Genomic DNA, 19,457 nt, shown 5'->3' with positions numbered 1-19,457 from the left:
CCGGCGGCCGACCGTCAGGAGCCGACCGTCAGAAGCTGACCGTGACGGCCAGCTGCGGATCCTCGCCGGGCACCGTGCGCAGCTCCCCGATCCGGCCGGCCGCGCGGACGTCACCGAGGGCGAGCGTGAGCCGGTCCAGCGCCGGGCGCGGCCCGGTGACCACGGCCAGCGCCACCTCGGCCCGCATCGACAGCTGCGCCTGCGACTTGGCCTTGCGCACACCGGCGATGGCCTGGGCGGCGGTGGCCAGCACCGCGCGGTCGGCCGGCCCGGCGGCCTCGCGCAGCTCCTCGGCCCGCGGCCAGTCGGCCCGGTGCACCGAGCCCTCCTGCCACCAGGACCAGACCTCCTCGGTGGCGAACGGCAGGAACGGCGCGAACAGCCGCAGCTGCACCGACAGCGCGGGGGCGAGCGCCGCCCTGGCCGAGTCCGCCGCCCGGGCGCCCTGCTCGCCGTACGCCCGGGACTTGACGAGTTCGAGGTAGTCGTCGCAGAAGTGCCAGAAGAACTGCTCGGCCCCCTCCAGCGCCCGGGCGTAGTCGAACTCCTCGAAGGCCGCGGTGGCGGCCTCGACGGTGGCGGCGAGTTCGGCCAGCAGCGCGGCGTCCAGCGGTTCGGTGATCCGCTCCGGGCCGCCGGCGGCGCCGAGGCCGAGGACGAACCGGCTGGCGTTGAGCACCTTGACCGCCAGGCGGCGGCCGATCTTCATCCGGCCGACGTCGAAGGCGGTGTCGGTCCCCGGCCGTCCGCTGGCCGCCCAGTACCGGACGGCGTCCGAGCCGTGCCGCAGCAGCAGGTCGGTGGGGGTGACGACGTTGCCGACCGACTTCGACATCTTCTTGCGGTCCGGGTCCAGGATCCAGCCGGAGATCGCGGCGTGCCGCCACGGCAGCACCCCGTGCTCGCTGTGCGCGCGGACCACCGAGGAGAACAGCCAGGTCCGGATGATCTCGTGCGCCTGCGGGCGCAGGTCCATCGGGAAGACCCGGGCGAACAGGTCCTCGTCGCGCTCCCAGCCGGCCGCGATCTGCGGGGTGAGCGAGGACGTCGCCCAGGTGTCCATGACGTCCGGGTCGGCGGTGAAGCCGCCCGGGCGGTCCCGCTGCGCGGGCTCGTACCCGGCGGGGGTGTCGCTGCTCGGGTCGACCGGCAGCGCCGACTCCGGCGGGGTCAACGGCCGCGCGTGGTCCGGGTTCCCGTCGGCGTCGAGCGGGTACCAGACCGGGATCGGGACGCCGAAGTACCGCTGCCGGCTGACCAGCCAGTCACCGTTCAGGCCCTCGGCCCAGCTGTCGTAGCGGACCTTCATGTGCGCCGGGTGCCAGGACAGTTCGCTGCCGCGGGCGAGGAGTTCGGCGCGCAGCCGCTCGTCGCGCCCGCCGTTGCGCAGGTACCACTGGCGGGTGGTGACGATCTCCAGCGGCCGGTCGCCCTTCTCGTAGAACTTGACCGGGTGGCTGATCCGCCGTGGCTCGCCGACCAGTTCGCCGCTCTCGCGGAGCAGCGCGACGATCCGCTCCCGGGCGGTGTGCACGGTCGCACCGGCCAGGTGGGCGTAGGCGGTCCGGGCGGGTTCGGAGTCCAGGGCGGCCGGTGGCTCGGCGGCGAGCCGGCCGTCGCGGCCGAGCACCGGGCGGGTGTCCAGACGCAGTTCGCGCCACCAGACCACGTCGGTGGTGTCGCCGAAGGTGCAGACCATGGCGATGCCGGTGCCCTTCGCCGGGTCGGCGAGCCGGTGCGCGAGGACCGGGACCTCGGCGCCGAACAGCGGGGTCCGCACCCGGGTGCCGAACAGCGGCCGGTAGCGGGCGTCGTCGGGGTGTGCGACCAGGGCGACACAGGCGGGCAGCAGTTCCGGCCGGGTGGTGTCGATCTCCAGCGGCGGCGCGCCGTCCGGGCGGGCGAACAGCAGCCGGTGGTAGGCGCCCGGGCGTTCGCGGTCCTCCAGCTCGGCCTGGGCGACGGCGGTCCGGAAGGTGACGTCCCACAGGGTCGGCGCCTCGGCCGGGTACGCCTCACCGCGGGCCAGGTTGCGCAGGAAGGCCCGCTGCGAGGCGGCGCGCGCCGGGGCGCCGACGGTCCGGTAGGTCATCGTCCAGTCGACCGACAGTCCCAGGCGCTGCCACAGCTCCTCGAAGGCCGTCTCGTCGGTGGCGGTGAGTCGCTCGCACAGCTCGGTGAAGTTCCGCCGGGAGACCGGGACCTGCTCCCGGCCGGGCTCGGCGGGCGGGACGAAGCGCGGGTCGTACGGCAGCGAGGGGTCGCACCGGACACCGAAGAAGTTCTGCACCCGGCGCTCGGTGGGCAGGCCGTTGTCGTCCCACCCCATCGGGTAGAACACCTCGCGCCCGCGCATCCGCTGGTAGCGGGCGACGGCGTCGGTGTGGGTGTAGGAGAAGACATGGCCGACGTGGAGCGAGCCGCTGACGGTCGGCGGCGGGGTGTCGATCGAGAAGACCTGGTCCCTGGTCCGGGACCGGTCGAAGCGGTATACGCCCGACTCGTCCCAGCGCCGCGACCACTTCTCTTCGAGCCCGTCGAGGGAGGGCTGCTCGGGGACGTCGGGGAGACGAGGCAGATGCGTCATGCCACCGCATGCTAACCGCGGCGCACCGGCGGGCGCCGGGCATTTTCGGCCCGGCGGGGGATGCGGGTCGGCCGTCGGGGCTGGTAGGCAAGGGTGCGTGCGTTTCGACAGTGTGCCCAAGCCCCCGCAGGTCGAGGCCAGGCCTCACGACACCCGCGGCTACCCCGTTCCCGCGATCACGCCCTGGGAGGACGGCCTCCCGCAGTTCGCCCTCACCGACCACGGGCGCAGCGCCGACTGTGCCCGCGGACGGCTGTGCTCGGTGTGCAACACGCCGATGCCCCGCGGCCCGGTGTGGCGGGTGGTCGGGGCGGCCGAGAGCGCGGCGATCGCCGGGGCGCTGGCGGCCGGCCGCCCGTACCGCAACCTCGCGCCGACCCTGGAGGGCCCCGGCCACCGCGCGTGCATGCTGTACGCCTCGATGGTCTGCCCGTACCTGGCCCGTCCGAACGCCCGCCGCGGGCTGTCGGCCGACGGCACGGACGAGCTGACCGCGCACGTGGTGCGCGGTACCGCCCGCGGCGGGAGCGGCGCGGTGGTCGGTTTCGGCGACTACGAGTACGCGGTCACCCCGGACAAGGTGCTGTTCCGCTTCCTGGACCTGGTCGAGTACCTGCCGCACGACGCGGCCGACACCCACCTGGCCGAGCTGCGGGCCGAACTGGCCCGCCGCCCGGCCTGACCCGGCCGGCCGGTCCCCGGGTCAGTGCTTGCCGGCGCGGTACGCGGGCAGGCCGGCGGAGGTGGAGACCTGGACCGGGGCCGCGCCGCCGTGGGCCGGGAGCGTGGCGATGCCGCCGGGCGTGCGGACGGCGATGGTCCGGCCGTCGGGGGAGAACGCGGGCTCGGTGTAGTCGGTGGTGGCGTTCGGGGTGAGGTCCTTGGCGTCCTTGCCGGTGTGGTCCACCTCGAAGACGTGGTCGTGGCCGCCGACCGAGCGGACGAAGACGATCTCCTCGCCGTCGGGCGACATGGCCGGCTGGGAGCCCTTGCCGAGCGAGCTGCCCTGCTGGCGCAGGTACTCGTCGCGGATGTACACCTCGCCGGTGTCGGAGTTGGCGTACACGGCGGCGCCGACCTTGCCCCCGCCGCTCGGCCAGGTGTTGCCGGTCGCCGGGAGCGGCTTCACGTCCGGGTCGGACATGGTGTTGAGGGCGATCTGCTCGGGGGTGCCGCCCTGGGCGGTCGCGGCGACCCGCTCCAGGCGGGAGACCCCGTCCTTGACGGCGGCGAAGATGATGTTGTTCTTGGCGGGGATCCGGTACTGGTCTTCGGCCGGGGCGACCTGCCAGGTCGGGTGGGACCAGGTCTGGCCGCCGGGGTTCTTGGCGACCACGACCCGGCCGCTGCCGTCCGGGTTGGAGACCACCAGGTCGCCGGACCCGCTGACGAAGGCCGCCTTGCTGCCGTCCGGGGACCACGCCAGGTCCCGGACCGCGGTGCCGAAGTCCACCTGGCCGCCGTTCATCAGCACGTACTGGGTTCCGTTGCTGATGGTCAGCCCGTTCCCGGCGGTGCCGTTGGCCGCGGCGGCGGTGCCCGTGGGCGTCGCCCCGGCCGGCTTGGACGCGGACGCCGAGGCGGACGGCTTCGCGGTCGGGGTCACCGGGGCCGGCGCGGTCGCGGTGGAGGCCACGGAAGGGCTCGCCGGGCGGGCGGCGGCGGTGGCGCTCGCGGAGGCGCCGGGCGCGGCGGAGCCCGCGGGCTCGGGGTCGCAGCCGGTGAGCAGCGCCACCCCGGCGGTGACGGCGAGGGCGATGGCGACGGCGGAGCGGTTGCGCATGCGGGTGCGAGCGGACATGGCTGGGTTCCCCCCGGAAACGGTCTGACGACGGCGGTGTGTCACCTATCGAGCCGCGCCGTCATCCCCTGGGCGGTGGACGCCCGTTCGACCTGTCGCTGCTCCGTGTGATGAGAGAAGTCTGGCAACCGCGCGTCCTCGATCTGTGTGCCGCCCGTCACGGCTGTGCAACACCGTCGGCTCCCGCGTACGGAGGCGCCTTCCGGGCCCGGGCGCGCCGCTGTGGAAGGGTGGGGAAGCGCCGGTGCGAACCGGACGGACCCGGGAGGCAGGCACGCCATGACACCTCATCAGAACCCCTCCGGCGGCGAGCGCGCCGACCTGCTGGAGACCCTCGCCAAGCACCGCGGGTTCCTGCGGCACACCGTCCGCGGCCTCAGCGACGAGCAGGCGGCGCTGCGCACCACGGTGAGCGAGCTGTGCCTGGGCGGACTGATCAAGCACGTGGCCGGGGTGGAGGCCCGCTGGATGCGGTTCGCGACCGGCGGCGCGGAGGCGATGCGCAGCGAACCGATCGACTGGGCGGGCCAGTTCCGGATGCTCCCCGGCGAGACGCTGGACGGCCTGCTGGACGCCTACGAGCGGGTCGCCGGGGAGACCGACGAGCTGGTGGCGACCCTGCCCGACCTCGACCTGGCGCACCCGCTCCCGGAGGCGCCCTGGTTCGAGCCGGGCGCCAGCTGGTCGGTGCGCCGGGTGCTGCTGCACATCATCGCGGAGACCTCCCAGCACGCCGGCCACGCCGACATCATCCGCGAGTCCCTGGACGGCGCGAAGACCATGGGCTGACGGCCGGGCCCGACACCGCCCGGACCGCAGAAGGGAGTCGACGCCGTGCCAGGGCAACCCGGCGGCACACCGATCGAGGGCACGCCGTCCGAGGACGGACCGTCCGAGGGCAGACCGTGCTGGGTCGACGGGAGGTTCGCCGATCCGGCCGCCGCGCAGCGGTTCTACGGGGACGTGCTGGACTGGACCTTCGTCGAGCGCCCGGTGGAGTCCGGCGGCGGCGCCCGGGCGTACGCGGACGGCAGGGCGGCCGCGGACCTCGTCCCCCCGCCGCCCGGCCAGGCGGGCCAGTCGGCCTGGTGCCTGTACTTCGCCTCGCCCGACGCCGCAGCCACCGCACGGCGGATCCGCGCGGCCGGCGGCCGGGTGCTGACCGGCCCCGCCGAGACCGGCCGGCTCGGCACGGTGCTGCTGGCCGCGGACCCGGGCGGGGTGCCGTTCGGGGTCCGGCAGAGCGGCACCGCCGCGGGCGTCGAGCGGCGCCGCGGGCCCGACGGCTTCTCCTGGGCCGAGGTGTACACCCGCGACCCCGCGGCCTCGGACGCCTTCTTCACCGCGGTCTTCCCGTACGGCGTGCGCCGGATGGAGGACGGCGGACTCGACTTCAAGGTCTTCGACCTCGACGGCGAGCCGGTGCTGGGACGGCTGGCGATGACGGACGAATTCCCGCCCGGGCTGCCGCCGTACATCGGCGTTTACTTCACCGTCCGGGACTGCGACGCGGCCGTCGCGACCACCCTGGAACGCGGCGGACGGACGGTGTTCGGGCCGCTGGACAGCCCCTTCGGACGGTTCGCCGCGCTGATCGACCCGCACGGCGCCGCCTTCGCCGTACTGGACCCGGCGGAGGCGGCCGGCGAACTGGCCGCCCTGCCCGAACCCGGCTGAGCCCGCGCCCGCGCCCTCGGGCGGCCCGGCGGCGGCGTTCCGGGGGACGGCGCGGTGTGTCCGGCCGGGGACGGCCCGCTCCCGCGGTGTCCACTGGTCCTGTCACCGCCCGCCGCTGCGAGAGAGATCCGATGACCACCTGGGAGACGGCTCCCCGGGCCGCCACCGGGCGCCCCTCACCCGCCCGGCGCTCCCTGCGCTCCCCGCGCGGCCGGCCGGTGGCCGCCGCGACCCTGCTGGCCGCCGCCCTGCTCTGCCTGTGGGCGCTGTTCCTCGCCGCGGACGCGGGGGACCTCGCCGCCCAGTACGCCTGGACCGAGTTCACCAGCCGCTACCCGGACGCCGCGTACAACCTCTCCTGGTACGGCGGCATGCACCCCGCCTCGTACAGCCTCATCGCGCCGTACCTGATGGGCTGGCTCGGCGTCCGGACCACCGGAGTGCTGGCCGGGACGGTGTCGGCGGCGCTGGCCGCCGGCCTGCTGGTGCGCGCGCCACTGCGCCGCCCGATGGCGCCGGCGCTGTGGACCGCCGTCGCGCTGTGGGCCAACATCGCCTCCGGGCGGGTCACCTTCGCGGTCGGCGTCGCCTTCGGCCTCGCGGCGCTCGGCGCGGTCCTGCCACCGGCCCGCTCGACCCGCTCCCGGACTCACACCGTGCCCTTCCGAGCCGGGGCCCCGCGGCCCGCCGCGGCCTTCCTGCTCGCCGTGCTCGCCACCATGAGCAGCCCCGTCGCCGGGCTGTTCCTGTGCGTCGCCGCGGCCGCCCTGGTACTGACCGGACGTCACCGCGAGGCACTCACCCTCATGGTGGGCCCGGTTCTGGTGGTCGGCTGCACCGCACTGGTCTTCCCGTTCCACGGCATCCAGCCCTTCGACTGGTGGCTCGCCCTCCCCCTGACCGCCTCCGCCGCCGCCGTCGCCGCCCTGGTCCCGGCCGAGTGGCGCACGGTGCGCCGCGGCGCGGCGGTGTACGCCGCCGGGGTGGCCCTCACCTGGACGGTGCCCTCGCCGGTCGGCAGTAACGTGGAACGGCTGTCGCTGCTGTTCGCCGGAACGGTCCTGCTCGCCGCGCTCCTCGAAGCCGCCCCCGGCGGGCGGCGGCGGACCACCCTGGTGGTGGCCTTCCTGGCGGTCGCCGCCTGGCAGGTCGGCAAGCCCGTCGGCGACCTGATCACCACCGTGCCCTCCGCCCGGGCGGCCCGCTCCACCGCACCCCTGCTCGGCGAACTGCACCGGCTCGGCGCCGACCGCGGCCGGATCGAGGTCGTCCCGCTCCGCTCCCACCAGGAGGCCTCCGGCCTCGCCCCGTACGTCAACCTGGCCCGCGGCTGGAACCGGCAGGCCGACGTGGCCCGCAACCCGGTCTTCTACCAGGACCGCCCCCTCACCGCCGACGCGTACCACGCCTGGCTGCGCAACTGGGGCGTCGGCTACGTCGTGCTGCCCGCCGCCGCGCCCGACGACGCGGCCGTCGACGAGGCCGGGATCGTCGCCGCCGGACCCCCCTGGCTGAACGAGATCTGGCACGACGACGGCTGGCGGCTGTTCCGGGTCACCGACGGCGTGCCGCTGGCCGAACCGCCCGCGACGGTCCGCCGGGCCGGGCCCGCCACCCTCACCGTCGAGGTCCCGCGGGCCGGCCCGGTCCTGCTGCGCATCCCGTGGTCACCGTGGCTCGGCATCGAGGGCGCCCGCGGCGGCGACCGCGGCTGCCTCGCCGAGTCCGGCGAGTGGACCGTGCTGCACGCCGCCGCGCCCGGCACCTACCTGGTCGGCGCCCGGTACGGCCTGACCCGCGGCAACCCCTGCGCCTAGGGGACGGGCACGGCGGCGGCGCCCCCTCGCCCGTACCTCCCCGTACATCCCGGGGATGACCGCGCCCCCGGGTTACCACCGGGGGCTGATGCCCGGGGCCGGCCGCCGCCCTAGGTTTCCTGCCATGACCAGTCAAGACAGCACTCCACCGGTGGTCGTCCGCCTCGACGGCGTACGCAAGGAGTACGGCGAGTCGACCGCACTCGACGGCGTGTCCCTGGAGATCCGGGCCGGGGAGGCGGTCGCGGTGATGGGACCGTCCGGCTGCGGCAAGTCCACCCTGCTCAACATGGTCGCCGGCCTGGACCGGCCGACCGCCGGCACGGTCACCGTGCACGGCGAGGACCTCGGCCGGCTGAACGAGACCGGCCTGGCCCTGTTCCGCCGCAAGCGGATCGGCATGATCTTCCAGTTCTTCAACCTCATCGACGACCTGCCCGCCCTGGACAACGTCGCCCTCGCCGCCCAGCTCACCGGCTCCGCCCCCGCCCAGGCCCGCCGCCGGGCCCTCGAACTCCTCGGCGAACTCGGCATCGCCGACCGCCGCGACACCTACCCCGCCGCCCTCAGCGGCGGCGAACGCCAGCGGGTCGCCGTGGCACGCGCCCTGATGAACCGTCCGGCCCTGCTGCTCGCCGACGAACCGACCGGCGCCCTCGACAGCCGTGCCGGCGAACAGGTGATGGACCTCCTGATCGACCTCAACCAGCTCGGCCAGACCCTGCTCATGGTCACCCACGACCCCCGGCTCGCCACCCGCTGCGCCAGCCGGCTGATCGAGTTCGCCGACGGCCGGATCGCCCGCGAGAGCACCCTGGAGCCGACCCCGTGAGCGGCGCCGTCTGGCGGGCCTCCCGGGCGGCCGTCCGCCGCCGCCGGGTGCAGACCTTCGTGATCGGCCTGGTCGTGCTCACCTCGACCGTCGCGCTGGTGGTCGCGCTCGGCCTGCTCGCCGCGGCCTCCGGCCCGTTCGACCGCACCTTCGACCGGCAGCGCGGCGCCCACCTGGCCGCCACCTTCGACCCCGCCGTGACCACCGCCGAGCAGCTCACCCGGGCCGCCCACCGGCCCGGCGTGACGGCGGCCGCCGGGCCGTTCGCCCAGACCGTCGTCACCGTGCCGCCGCACCTGGACACGGCCGCCGACGGCGACTACCACCCGCCGCCCGGCCCGGTCACCGTGGTGGGCCGCGCCGACCCCGGCGGCCCGGTCGACCGGGTCGACGTGTGGAGCGGCCGCTGGGCCACCGGGCCCGGCGAGATCGTGCTGATGCGCCCACCCGGCCAGACCTGGGCCGCCACCGAGGGCATCGGCCGACGGCTCACCCTCCCCGGCGCCCCGCCCCTGACCGTCGTCGGCTTCGCCTCCAGCCTGAGCCAGACCGCCGGCGCCTGGGTCCGGCCCGACCAGATGCCCGCCCTGCACCCCACCGCCCTCCAGATGCTCTACCGCTTCGACCACGCGGGCACCGGCGCCGAGGTCGACGAGGGCCGCACCACCGTGACCGCGGACCTCCCCACGGGCGCGCTGCTCGGCTCGCTGTCCTACCTCACCGTCAAGCAGGACATGACCGGCACGGCCAACGCCTACCTGCCCTTCCTGACCGCGTTCGGGGTGCTCGGCCTGGTGGTGGCGGTGCTGATCGTCGCCAATGTGGTCAGCGGCGCCGTCGTCTCGGGCTTCCGGCACATCGGCGTGCTCAAGGCCATCGGCTTCACCCCGGGTCAGGTGGTCTCGGTCCACCTGGTGATGGTGCTGGTGCCCGGAACCGTCGGCTGCGTCCTCGGCACCGTGCTCGGCGACCTCGCCGCCCGGCCGATGCTGCGGACCGTGTTCATGGGCTTCGACAACGGGTACTTCGAGGCCACCCTCAGCCCCTGGGCCGAGGTGCTGACGCTGCTGGGCATGCCCGTGGTCGTCCTGCTCGCAGCCCTCGGGCCCGCCCTGCGCGCGCACCGCCTGCCCGCCGCCCGGGCGATCAGCGCGGGCAGCGCCCCGGGCACCGGACGCGGACTGCGGGTGCAGCGCCGCCTCGGCGGCACCCGGCTGCCGCGCGCCGTCAGCCTGGGGCTCGGGCTGCCGTTCGCCCGGCCGGGCCGGACCGTGATGACCCTCACCGCGCTGATCCTGGGCGTGACCACGGTGACCGTCGCGACCGGCCTGTCCGCCTCGGTGGGCGCCTTCCTGGACGCGACCGGGAGCGCCTACCAGTCCGTCAGCTACGTCGGTGACGGCGCGAGCACGACCCCGCCGACCGACACCGACGCCGAGATCGAGGCGAAGCTGCGGGCGCTGCCCGGGACGGCACGGCTGGCCGCCGCCGCACCGGTCCGGGTGCACCTGGCCGGGGCCCCGCAGCCGCTGCGCGCCTGGTTCCTGCGCGGGGACCGGGAGATCGCCCGCTCGGCGCTGGCCGCGGGCCGCTGGTACTCCGGCCCCGACGAGGCCGTGGTCGGGGCGCCGTTCCTGAAGAAGCACGGCGTGCGGGTCGGCGACCGCCTCACCCTGGACCTCGACGGCCGGCAGCACACGGTGACCGTCGTCGGTGAGACCGTGGCCGGCGACTCCGACGGGCTGACCGCCCCCTGGGAGACCCTGGCCGCGCTCGCCCCCGACCTGCCGGCCACCCGCTACGTGAACCAGTACTGGGTCCAGGTCGCGCCGGGCACCGACGTCGGCGCCTACAACGCCGCCGTGAAGGCGGCGGAGCCCGGGCTCCAGCCCACGGTCACCGGGGACGGAACCTCCGTCACGGTGAGCATCGTCGGCTCGGCCACGGTCCTCACCCTGCTGCTGGCGGCGGTCGCCGCGCTCGGCGTCTTCAACACGACCGTCCTGAACACCCGCGAACGCCGCCGTGACCTCGGGATGCTGAAGTCCATCGGAATGACCCCGCGTCAGGTGACGGTGATGGTGGTGACCTCGATGGCGGCGGTGGGCGTGGCGGGCGGCCTGCTCGGCGTGCCGCTCGGGATCGCCGTGCACCGGCTGGTCGTCCCCGCCATGGCGGACGCCATGGACACCACGCTGCCGGCCGGCGCGCTGGACGTCTGGCACCCCTCGGCGCTCGCCCTGCTGGTCCTGGCGGGGACGGCCATCGCGGTCCTCGGCACGCTGGTCCCGGCCCGCTCGGCGGCGCGGCTCACCATCGCCGAGGTGCTGCACAACGAGTGACCGAGGCCCTGGACGCGAAGGCCCGGAGCGCGGCAGCCGCGCTCCGGGCCTTCGAGGGGTGTCGGGTGCCCGGGGTCAGTCGGAGGAGTCCTGCTGGATGAAGTCCCGGTACTCGGCGGCGGTGAGCAGCCCGTCGAGCGCCTTCGGGTCGGACAGCTCGACCTGGACCAGCCAGCCGTCGCCGAAGGGATCGGTGTTGACCTGCTCGGGCTCGTCGTTGAGGCTCTCGTTGACCGCCGAGATCCTGCCCGTCAGCGGCATGAAGATCTCGGACACCGCCTTGACCGACTCCACACTGCCGAACGGCTCGTACTGGTCCAGTCGGTCACCCGTCTTCGGCAGCTCGACGTAGACGATGTCGCCGAGCTGGCGCTGCGCGTGGTCGGTGATGCCGACCTGCACCTGACCCTTGCCCAGCGAGCGCACCCACTCGTGGTCCTTGCTGTACTTGAGGTCGTCCGGGACGTTCGCCATGCCAGCCTCCACAGAAGTCAGAAGTCGTCCGGGCGGCGCCGTCACCGACCGCCGCCGTGACGACCGGGCCGGTCGGGACGGTCGGGACGAGGCGCCAGCGGAGAGCCTGCTACAGCGCGCGGCCCCGGGCCGGGATGTTCGCCCGCAGGGGTGAGTCGGACCTGGTGGACCGCGCCGGGCGGCCCGCGCCGGGCGGGCTGTGGCGGACCGTCAGGTGAGCGAGTCGATCCAGCGTTCCAGCCGGCGCCCCTCGACGGCCATCAGCTCGGGGTCGCGCAGGGTGTTGGTGAGCAGCGAGATCCCCTGGTACGCGGCGACCAGCGCGACCGCGAGTTCGCGGGCATCCTCGCGTCCCATCGCCCGGAACTGCTGTTCGGCCCAGTCGATGAGTGCCTCGATCACCTTGGCGACGGCGCGGTCGAGGCCGTCCGCGCGCTTGTCGAGCTCCGAGGCCAGGGATCCGGTCGGACAGCCGTGGCGGGCGGTGAGCTCGCGCTGCTCGATCCAGCCGTTCAGCAGCGCCTTCAGCCGGTCCTGCGGGGTTTCGAGCGTGTCGAGCGCGCCGATCAGGGCGGCGAGGCCCTGCGCATGGGCGTCGATCGCCGCCTCGACCAGCTCGTTCTTGGTCTTGAAGTAGTAGTAGACGTTGCCGACCGGTACGTCGGCGGCCCGGGCGATGTCGGCGAGCGTGGTCTGTTCGACGCCCTGCTCGTGCAGTACCTGGGCGGCGGCGGCCGCCAGCCGCTCCCGCTTGCCCGAGGACCGCCGGGCGGTTTTTGAGTGAGTCACCTGACTGACTGTAGACGTGCGCCCCGGGGAGCGGCTAGGGTCTCGACTAAGTCAGCCAACTGACTTACCTATCCACTGACCAACTCGCGGGGGTTTTCTCATGATCGTTGTGACGGGTGCGACCGGGAACGTCGGACAGGAGCTGGTCCGGATCCTCACCGGCGCCGGCGAGCAGGTGACCGCGGTCTCCCGCCGTCCGGCCCCGCTGCCCGACGGCGTACGGCACGTGGCGGCCGACCTCGCCGACCCGCAGAGCCTGCGCCCCGCCCTGGACGGCGCCGACGCGCTGTTCCTGCTGGTCGCCGGCGAGGACCCGCAGGGCATCCTCGACCTCGCCGCAGCGGGCGGCGTGCGCCGGGTCGTCCTGCTCTCCTCGCAGGGAGCCGGGACCAGGCCCGAGGTCTACCGCCACCCGGTCGCGTTCGAGGAGGCGGTACGCCGCTCCGCCCTGGACTGGACCGTCCTGCGCTCCGGGGGCCTGAACTCCAACGCCTTCGCCTGGGCCGGGTCGATCCGTGAGCGGCGGACGGCCGCCGCGCCCTTCGGCGACGTCGCGCTGCCCACCGTCGACCCCGCGGACGTGGCCGAGGTCGCGGCCGCGGTCCTGCGCGGGAGCGGCCACACCGGCCGGACGTACGACCTGACCGGACCCGCCGCCGTCAGCCCGCGCCAGCGGGCCGAGGCGATCGGCGAGGCGCTGGGCAGCCCGGTGCGGTTCGTCGAGCAGACCCGCGCCGAGGCCCGCGCGCAGATGCTGGCCTTCATGCCGGAACCGGTGGTGGAGGGCACCCTCGCCATCCTCGGCCGGCCGCTGCCCGCCGAGCAGGAGGTGAGCCCCGCCGTCGAACGCATCCTCGGACGGGCGCCGCGCACCTTCGCCGCCTGGGCCGCCCGGACCGCCCCGGCCTTCCGCTGACCTGCAGCAGCCGGGCACCGTCCCGGGGCCCTGAACTCCCGCCCCCCTGACCCTGACCCCTGGACCCCTGACCCCTGGACCCCCGACCCGCACAGGAGCGGCCGACATGCCCGTCCAGCCCGTCCTCGACTCGTTCATGTTCCACCGGGAGCACCACCGGGAGCACCACCGGGAGCTCCATGGGGGGCTCCACCGGGAAGGCGGTGAAGGCCCGCCGATCGTGTTCCTGCACGGCAACCCCACCTCCTCCCACCTGTGGCGGCACGTCCTGCCCGCCGTCGGCCGGCCGGGCCGCCTGCTGGCCCCGGACCTGATCGGCATGGGGGCGTCCGGGCAGCCCGACATCGCGTACACCTTCGCCGACCAGGCCCGCTACCTGGACGCCTGGTTCGACGCGCTCGGTCTCACCGACGTCGTGCTGGTCGGACATGACTGGGGCGGCGCCCTCGCCTTCGACCGGGCCGCCCGGCACCCCGACCGGGTCCGCGGCATCGCGTTCACCGAGACCATCGTGAAGCCGATGAGCTGGGAGGAGTTCCCGGAGGGCGGCCGCCCGCTGTTCCGGGCGATAAGGACCCCGCAGGTCGGTGAGGCGATGATCCTCGACGACAACGCCTTCATCGAACAGGCGCTGCCCGGCTCCGTCGCCACCCCCCTCGACCCCGCCGACCTGGAGGTGTACCGCCAGCCGTACCCGACCCGCCGCAGCCGCCGCCCGTTGCTGCAGTGGCCCCGGTCGATGCCGCTGGGAGGCGACCCCGCCGACGTCGTCGCCAGGATCGAGGCGTACGACAGCTGGCTGGCCGCCAGCGCGGACGTGCCCAAACTGCTGCTGACCTTCGCCCCCGGGCCCGGGGTGATGATGGGCCCCGCGACCGTCGAGTGGTGCGCGGCGAACATCGCCGGCCTCGAGATCGAGCACCACCCCGACCTGGTCGCCGGCCACCACACCCCGGAGGACCAGCCGCTCGCCATCGCCGCCGCCGTCACCGCCTGGTCGGCCCGGCACGGCCTCCACCGGGCCCGGACGGCTGGGCCGGCGGGGCCAGCTGGGACGGCTGGAACGGGGGCGGGGGCGGGAGCGGCGGCGGGAGGTGCTTACGCGTCGCTCCCGCCGGGGGAGACGAGTCCCGTCTCGTAGGCCAGCACGACCGCCTGGGCACGGTCGCGGAGGGTCAGCTTGGCGAAGATCCGGGCGACGTGGGTCTTCACGGTCGCTTCGCTGAGCGTCAGCGTGCGGGCGAGCTCGGCGTTGGACAGGCCGCGGCCCAGCAGGGTGAGGACCTCCAGCTCGCGCGGGGTCAGGGCGCCGAGCTCGCGGTGGACGGCCGGCGTCCGGCGCCCCCCGGCGTCGGTGCCGGGGCCGCCGCCGGTGGCGAAGCGTTCCACCAGCCGCCGGGTGATCGAGGGCGCCAGCAGGGCGTCGCCGGTGCCGACCAGGCGCACGGCGGCAGCGAGGTGCTCGGCGGTGACGTCCTTCAGCAGGAAGCCGCTCGCCCCGAGCGCCAGCGCGGCGTAGACGTACTGGTCGAGGTCGAACGTGGTCAGCATGATCACCCGGCAGTCCGGGTCCTGCGCCAGGACCTGCCGGGCGGCCTCCAGGCCGTCCAGGTTCGGCATCCGGATGTCCATCAGCACCACGTCTGGCCGCAGGCTGCGGGCCGCCGCCACCGCCTCGGCGCCGTCCCGGGCCTCGCCGACCACGTCGAGGCCGCGCGCGGTGAGGATCATGCGGAACCCGGTCCGGACCAGCGCCTGGTCGTCGGCGATCAGGACCCGCGGCGCGGGCCCGGCACCCTCGGAGCCCTCGGTACCCGCGACGCCGGCCGGCGCCGGGCCCGTCACGGCCGGTCCCGCGGCCGGTCCAGCGGTCGTTCCGACGGCCGGTCCGACGGCTGCTCGAAGGGCCGGTCCAACGGGATCCTGGCCCGGACCCGGTAGCCGCCGCCCAGCCGCCGCCGCGCGTCCAGATCGCCGCCGTACACCGCGACCCGCTCCCGCAGGCCCACCAGCCCGCGGCCCGCGCCGTCACCCCGCCGCCCCGCGGTCGGCGCCGTCGCGCCAGGGGTCGAGGGCCGGCCGAACAGCGTGCTGGGTCCGCTGTTCAGCACCTCCACCCGCAGCTGGCGGTCGGCGTAGCGGACCGTCACCTCGGCCTTGGTCGCGTCGCCGTGCTTGAGGGCGTTGGTCAGCGCCTCCTGCACGATCCGGTACGCCGTCAGTCCGACCCCGCCCGGCAGTGCCCTGGGCTCGCCGGATATCCGCACCTCCACCGGCAGTCCGGCGAACGCGATCCGGTCGACCAGCCGGCCGAGCTGGTCCAGGCCGGGCTGCGGGGACAGCGCGGCCGGGTCGGGGTCGTCATCGCCGCTCTGCGACGGCGCGAGCACGCCGAGCAGGTGCCGCAGCTCGGTCATCGCGTCCCGCCCGGCGCCCTCGACGGCGATCAGCGCCTCCACGGCCTGGTCGGGCCGCAGGGTGAGCACCTCGCGGGCCGCCCCGGCCTGGACCACCATGACGCTCACGTTGTGGCTGACGATGTCGTGCAACTCCCTGGCGATCCGGGCCCGTTCGGCGTCCACCGCGACCCGCGCGGCGCTCTCGCGCTCCCGCTCGAGCAGCCAGCCGCGCTCCTCGATCACCTTCCGGTGCAGCCGCCGGGCCCGGCCGAGCGCGACCGCCAGCCACGCCGCTCCCACCGCCACCACGGCCAACGCGACGACCAGCCAGACGCTCCCGGATCTCCACACGGCCCCCACCCTGCCAGTCACCCGCCCGCCGCCGCATCGTCCGCCGGGCCCAGGTCCGTACATCCCCGGGATGACCTCGGCGCCGGGCGCGGATCACGTACTCGCAGCCGGAGATCACCGCTTTTGGACGGCTCGTGGCCGTCTGACACCAGCCTCGGCAGGCCGGACTGTCGGCTTGACGTCATTGGCGACTGAGGTCGCCGGAGGAGCTTCCGGCGATGGCCTGACGGAGCCGGCAGGAAGGTGCGATCATCCGACGATCGTTCCCGATCCACGATGACGGCCGCACCCGGACCGGACAGGGGAGTTGGACGTGCCCAGCACCGAACTGAGCCACAGCTACGACATCGCGGCGACGCCCGCTGCGGTGCTCGCCCACCTGGCGGACCCCGAGAACTACATCGGTCTCTCCCCGCTGCTCGTGGACGTGCGGGACGTGCGGTGCGAGGGCGGGGTCACGCACTACGTGGCCGTCGAGCGCTTCCGGTTCCTCGGATTGGTCCGGCACGACAACGTCATCCAGGTCAGCCTGCGCACCGACGACGCCCGACTTCCGGGTGAGGCGACGGTCAGCGGCGAGGTGGTCAGTCCCGGTGGTGTGCGGATGGACTACCGGTTCGCCCTCACCGCCCGAGGCGACGGCGGTTCCCTGGTGGTCGATCGGCTGCGGCTGCACGCGCCCTTCGGCCTCCTCCGTTACGCGGCCGGGAAGGCCGGAGCAGTACAGGCCGAGCGCGGCCGAGTACTGGCCCGGCGGCTGGCCGGCGGCCACTGAGGCGGGCGGGCCTGCCACCGTTGCCGAGCGGGTGGTGGTCTCACCTGGCCAGCGGTCAGGAACGTCGATGAGGACGGGCCGCCGACCGACCGAGGGCCCGTTGGGACTTCGGCCGAGGCCGCGAACGACGAAGGCCCGGACCGCTGAGCGGTCCGGGCCTTCTGCCGGCGGAGGATACGAGATTCGAACTCGTGAGGGGTTGCCCCAAACACGCTTTCCAATTCTGCTCGGGGGTGTTCGGCGGGGTCCGTACACGTTGTCACCTACGGCTTTCTGGTCGCTGGGAAGGCATCTGGACCAGCCTGAACGGCGATGAATGAGACCAGAACTGAGACCGAATCCACGACCGGGGCCGACGCTGGGACTCGGAACTGCCGTCGAGAAGCCTGCGCGTCCCGCGCGTGGATGGAGTCCCGCGGCGTGGCTTCGTAGCGATCGTGGCATGCCTCCGCACCCTTGACAGTCACGTCCCGTTAACCGGAGTATCACTCCCGTGAACCTGTCAGACAGCCAGACAGGTGGTACGAGACTGCGGCGCGTCAGCGCCATGGAAGCGGTCCTCACCCACCTCCGCCGTGCCATCGAGCGCGGCGAATACGCGATCGGTGACAAGCTCCCCTCCGAGGCGGAGCTGTGCCGCAGCCTGGAGGTCAGTCGCCCCGTGCTGCGCGAGGCCCTGCGGGCCCTGCAGACCATGGGTCTGACCGTCTCCAGGACGGGGAAGGGCACTTTCGTCGTCGCCAGCACCGTCGAGGACCCCACCTTCGGCGACTACGCGGCCAGCGACCTGCTGGAGGTGCGCCGACACGTCGAGATCCCGGTCGCCGGCTATGCGGCGCTGCGCCGTACTCCGGAGAACCTCGACCACCTGGCCCACCTCCTGGACCGGATGGAGCGGGAGACCGACACCACCGCGTGGGTCGCGATGGACACGCTCTTCCACCTGGCCGTGGCCGAGGCCGCTCAGAACCCGGTGTTCCGCCGGATCATCGAGGAGATCCGGGACGCGCTGGCCCGCCAGTCGGCCTTCCTCAACGATCTGGGAGGTCGGCGCGAGCAGTCCAACCGCGAGCACCGGGCGATCGTCGAGGCGCTGGTGGACGGTTCCCAACACGACGCGGTGGAAGCCATGGCCCACCACCTCGACTGCGTCGAGACGACCCTCACCGACATCGTGCGCCCCCGGCGCACGGACATCCCCACGGAAGGCAGACCCGAGGCGTGAGCGAGCAGTCCCTGCAGGAAGAGTCCGCCCAGGCGGACACCCGCACCTCGTCCGGTCACGTCGACGCCGGTGACGCGGGCTACCGCAAGTCCCTCAAGTCCCGACACGTCAACATGATCGCCATCGGCGGCGCCATCGGCACCGGCCTGTTCCTCGGCGCGGGCGGCCGGCTCGCCGACGCCGGCCCCTCCCTCTTCGTCGCGTACGCGATCTGCGGCGTCTTCGCCTTCCTCGTCGTCCGTGCCCTCGGGGAACTCGTCCTCTACCGGCCCTCGTCCGGCGCGTTCGTCTCGTACGCCCGGGAGTTCCTCGGTGAGAAGGGCGCGTACACCGCGGGCTGGATGTACTTTCTCAACTGGGTGACCACCGGCATCGCCGACATCACCGCCGTGGCCACCTACACCCACTACTGGGGCCTGTTCTCCGGCATCCCGCAGTGGGTGATCGCGCTCGTCGCCCTGGCCGTGGTCCTCACCGTGAACCTCATCTCGGTGAGGATCTTCGGCGAGATGGAGTTCTGGTTCGCCATCATCAAGGTCAGCGCCCTCGTGATCTTCATGGCGATCGCCATCTTCCTGCTGGTCACCCGGCACCCGGTCGACGGCGCCGTCCCCGGCCCTTCGCTGATCACCGACCACGGCGGTGTCTTCCCCAACGGCGTGCTGCCGATGCTGCTGATCATCCAGGGTGTCGTCTTCGCCTACGCCTCCGTCGAGTTGGTCGGCGTCGCGGCGGGCGAGACCGAGAACCCTGAGAAGATCCTGCCGAAGGCGATCAACTCGATCATGTGGCGCGTCGGCCTGTTCTACGTCGGCTCGGTCGTCCTGCTGTCGATGCTGCTGCCCTGGAACAGGTACTCCGCAGGCCAGAGCCCCTTCGTGACGGTCCTCTCCCACATCGGCGTCCCGGCGGCCGGCGCCGTGATGAACCTCGTCGTGCTCACCGCGGCCATGTCCTCGCTCAACTCCGGCCTGTACTCCACCGGGCGCATCCTGCGCTCCATGGCGATGTCCGGCTCGGCACCGAAGTTCACCGGCGTGATGAGCCGCACCCAGGTCCCCTACGGCGGCATCCTGCTCACCAGCGGCATCTGCGTCCTCGGCGTTGGCCTCAACTTCGTCGTCCCGGCGGACGCGTTCGAGATCGTGCTCAACTTCGCGGCGATCGGCATCCTGTCCACCTGGGGCATGATCATGATCTGCCACCTGCTGTTCTGGCGGAAGACGCAGGCGGGCGAGCTGTCCCGGCCGGGCTACCGGCTGCCCGGCTCCCCATGGACCGAGATCGTCACGCTCGGCTTCCTCGTCTCCGTCTTCGTCCTGATGTACGCCGACGGCGGCGCCAGCCGTGCCACGGTGCTGTGCGTGCCGCTGATCGCGGCTGCCCTGGTGGCCGGCTGGTACGGCGTACGCGGGCGGGTCGCCCGTACGAAGTCCTCCGAGGTGAACGTGTGAACCACGCAGTTTCGTACG

General features: G+C 74.0%; 17 protein-coding genes. 11 read left to right on the top strand and 6 right to left on the bottom strand.

What is annotated here, in order from left to right:
• Window positions 1–28: 28 nt before the first annotated feature.
• The gene (gene valS, locus AA75_RS03600; protein WP_033818232.1) at window positions 29–2,587 is read right to left on the bottom strand and encodes a valine--tRNA ligase; all 2,559 of its coding nucleotides are present in this window, start codon (window positions 2,585–2,587) and stop codon (window positions 29–31) included.
• 97 nt (window positions 2,588–2,684) lie between these two features.
• Here valS and AA75_RS03595 point away from each other — a divergent pair, with 97 nt between their 5' ends.
• Window positions 2,685–3,269, top strand: a complete 585-nt coding sequence (locus AA75_RS03595; protein ID WP_033818231.1) for a hypothetical protein — start codon at window positions 2,685–2,687, stop codon at window positions 3,267–3,269.
• 21 nt (window positions 3,270–3,290) lie between these two features.
• Here the strand turns inward: AA75_RS03595 and AA75_RS03590 are convergent, their stop codons facing one another.
• Window positions 3,291–4,388: a PD40 domain-containing protein gene (locus tag AA75_RS03590; protein WP_033818230.1), complete on the bottom strand. Its 1,098-nt coding sequence runs from the start codon at window positions 4,386–4,388 to the stop codon at window positions 3,291–3,293.
• 279 nt (window positions 4,389–4,667) lie between these two features.
• Between AA75_RS03590 and AA75_RS03585 the strand changes: the two genes are divergently transcribed.
• The 5 genes from AA75_RS03585 (at window position 4,668) to AA75_RS03565 (ending at window position 11,056) form a co-directional block, all read left to right on the top strand.
• The gene (locus AA75_RS03585) at window positions 4,668–5,177 is read left to right on the top strand and encodes a DinB family protein (RefSeq protein WP_033818229.1); all 510 of its coding nucleotides are present in this window, start codon (window positions 4,668–4,670) and stop codon (window positions 5,175–5,177) included.
• Window positions 5,178–5,222: 45 nt separating this feature from the next.
• Complete coding sequence (locus tag AA75_RS03580; protein WP_233288910.1) at window positions 5,223–6,065, top strand: VOC family protein; 843 nt, start codon at window positions 5,223–5,225, stop codon at window positions 6,063–6,065.
• Between the two features lie 131 nt (window positions 6,066–6,196).
• Window positions 6,197–7,882 carry a hypothetical protein gene (locus tag AA75_RS03575; RefSeq protein WP_033818228.1) on the top strand — a complete coding sequence of 562 codons (1,686 nt, stop codon included), beginning with the start codon at window positions 6,197–6,199 and terminating at the stop codon, window positions 7,880–7,882.
• 124 nt (window positions 7,883–8,006) lie between these two features.
• Window positions 8,007–8,714, top strand: coding sequence for an ABC transporter ATP-binding protein (locus AA75_RS03570; protein ID WP_033818227.1), 708 nt, complete (start codon window positions 8,007–8,009; stop codon window positions 8,712–8,714).
• Complete coding sequence (locus AA75_RS03565) at window positions 8,711–11,056, top strand: FtsX-like permease family protein (protein WP_199520252.1); 2,346 nt, start codon at window positions 8,711–8,713, stop codon at window positions 11,054–11,056. Before AA75_RS03570 ends, AA75_RS03565 begins: the two co-directional genes overlap by 4 nt.
• Before the next feature lie 75 nt (window positions 11,057–11,131).
• Here AA75_RS03565 and gcvH read toward each other — a convergent pair whose 3' ends face one another.
• A complete protein-coding gene (gene gcvH, locus AA75_RS03560) occupies window positions 11,132–11,530 on the bottom strand; it encodes a glycine cleavage system protein GcvH (RefSeq protein ID WP_033818226.1) in 399 nt (132 codons plus the stop codon).
• Window positions 11,531–11,740: 210 nt separating this feature from the next.
• Window positions 11,741–12,319, bottom strand: coding sequence for a TetR/AcrR family transcriptional regulator (locus AA75_RS03555; protein ID WP_033818225.1), 579 nt, complete (start codon window positions 12,317–12,319; stop codon window positions 11,741–11,743).
• Between the two features lie 100 nt (window positions 12,320–12,419).
• Between AA75_RS03555 and AA75_RS03550 the strand changes: the two genes are divergently transcribed.
• Together AA75_RS03550 and AA75_RS03545 are read left to right on the top strand one after the other, a co-directional pair.
• Window positions 12,420–13,235 carry an SDR family oxidoreductase gene (locus AA75_RS03550; protein WP_033818224.1) on the top strand — a complete coding sequence of 272 codons (816 nt, stop codon included), beginning with the start codon at window positions 12,420–12,422 and terminating at the stop codon, window positions 13,233–13,235.
• Window positions 13,236–13,341: 106 nt separating this feature from the next.
• Window positions 13,342–14,376, top strand: a complete 1,035-nt coding sequence (locus AA75_RS03545; protein WP_082526224.1) for a haloalkane dehalogenase — start codon at window positions 13,342–13,344, stop codon at window positions 14,374–14,376.
• On the opposite strand, the gene AA75_RS03540 is transcribed toward AA75_RS03545, so the two are convergent.
• Together AA75_RS03540 and AA75_RS03535 are read right to left on the bottom strand one after the other, a co-directional pair.
• A complete protein-coding gene (locus tag AA75_RS03540) occupies window positions 14,334–15,080 on the bottom strand; it encodes a response regulator transcription factor (RefSeq protein ID WP_082526223.1) in 747 nt (248 codons plus the stop codon). The genes AA75_RS03545 and AA75_RS03540 overlap by 43 nt on opposite strands.
• Window positions 15,077–15,985 carry a sensor histidine kinase gene (locus AA75_RS03535; RefSeq protein WP_233288909.1) on the bottom strand — a complete coding sequence of 303 codons (909 nt, stop codon included), beginning with the start codon at window positions 15,983–15,985 and terminating at the stop codon, window positions 15,077–15,079. Before AA75_RS03535 ends, AA75_RS03540 begins: the two co-directional genes overlap by 4 nt.
• Window positions 15,986–16,298: 313 nt before the next feature.
• On the opposite strand from AA75_RS03535, the gene AA75_RS03530 reads away from it, so the two are divergent.
• The 3 genes from AA75_RS03530 to AA75_RS03520 all read left to right on the top strand — a co-directional run bounded on the left by AA75_RS03530 (window position 16,299) and on the right by AA75_RS03520 (window position 19,439).
• Window positions 16,299–16,760, top strand: coding sequence for an SRPBCC family protein (locus AA75_RS03530; protein WP_033818223.1), 462 nt, complete (start codon window positions 16,299–16,301; stop codon window positions 16,758–16,760).
• Between the two features lie 547 nt (window positions 16,761–17,307).
• A complete protein-coding gene (locus AA75_RS03525; protein ID WP_033818222.1) occupies window positions 17,308–17,985 on the top strand; it encodes a FadR/GntR family transcriptional regulator in 678 nt (225 codons plus the stop codon).
• The gene (locus AA75_RS03520) at window positions 17,982–19,439 is read left to right on the top strand and encodes an amino acid permease (protein ID WP_033818221.1); all 1,458 of its coding nucleotides are present in this window, start codon (window positions 17,982–17,984) and stop codon (window positions 19,437–19,439) included. The genes AA75_RS03525 and AA75_RS03520 overlap by 4 nt, the downstream gene beginning before the upstream one ends.
• Window positions 19,440–19,457 lie beyond the last annotated feature (18 nt).

Source organism: Kitasatospora sp. MBT63 (genome assembly GCF_000710465.2).
Classification (GTDB): Bacteria; Actinomycetota; Actinomycetes; order Streptomycetales; family Streptomycetaceae; genus Kitasatospora.
Note: the sequence above shows the minus strand (reverse complement) of the source record. Positions and strands in the feature narration are given on the sequence as shown.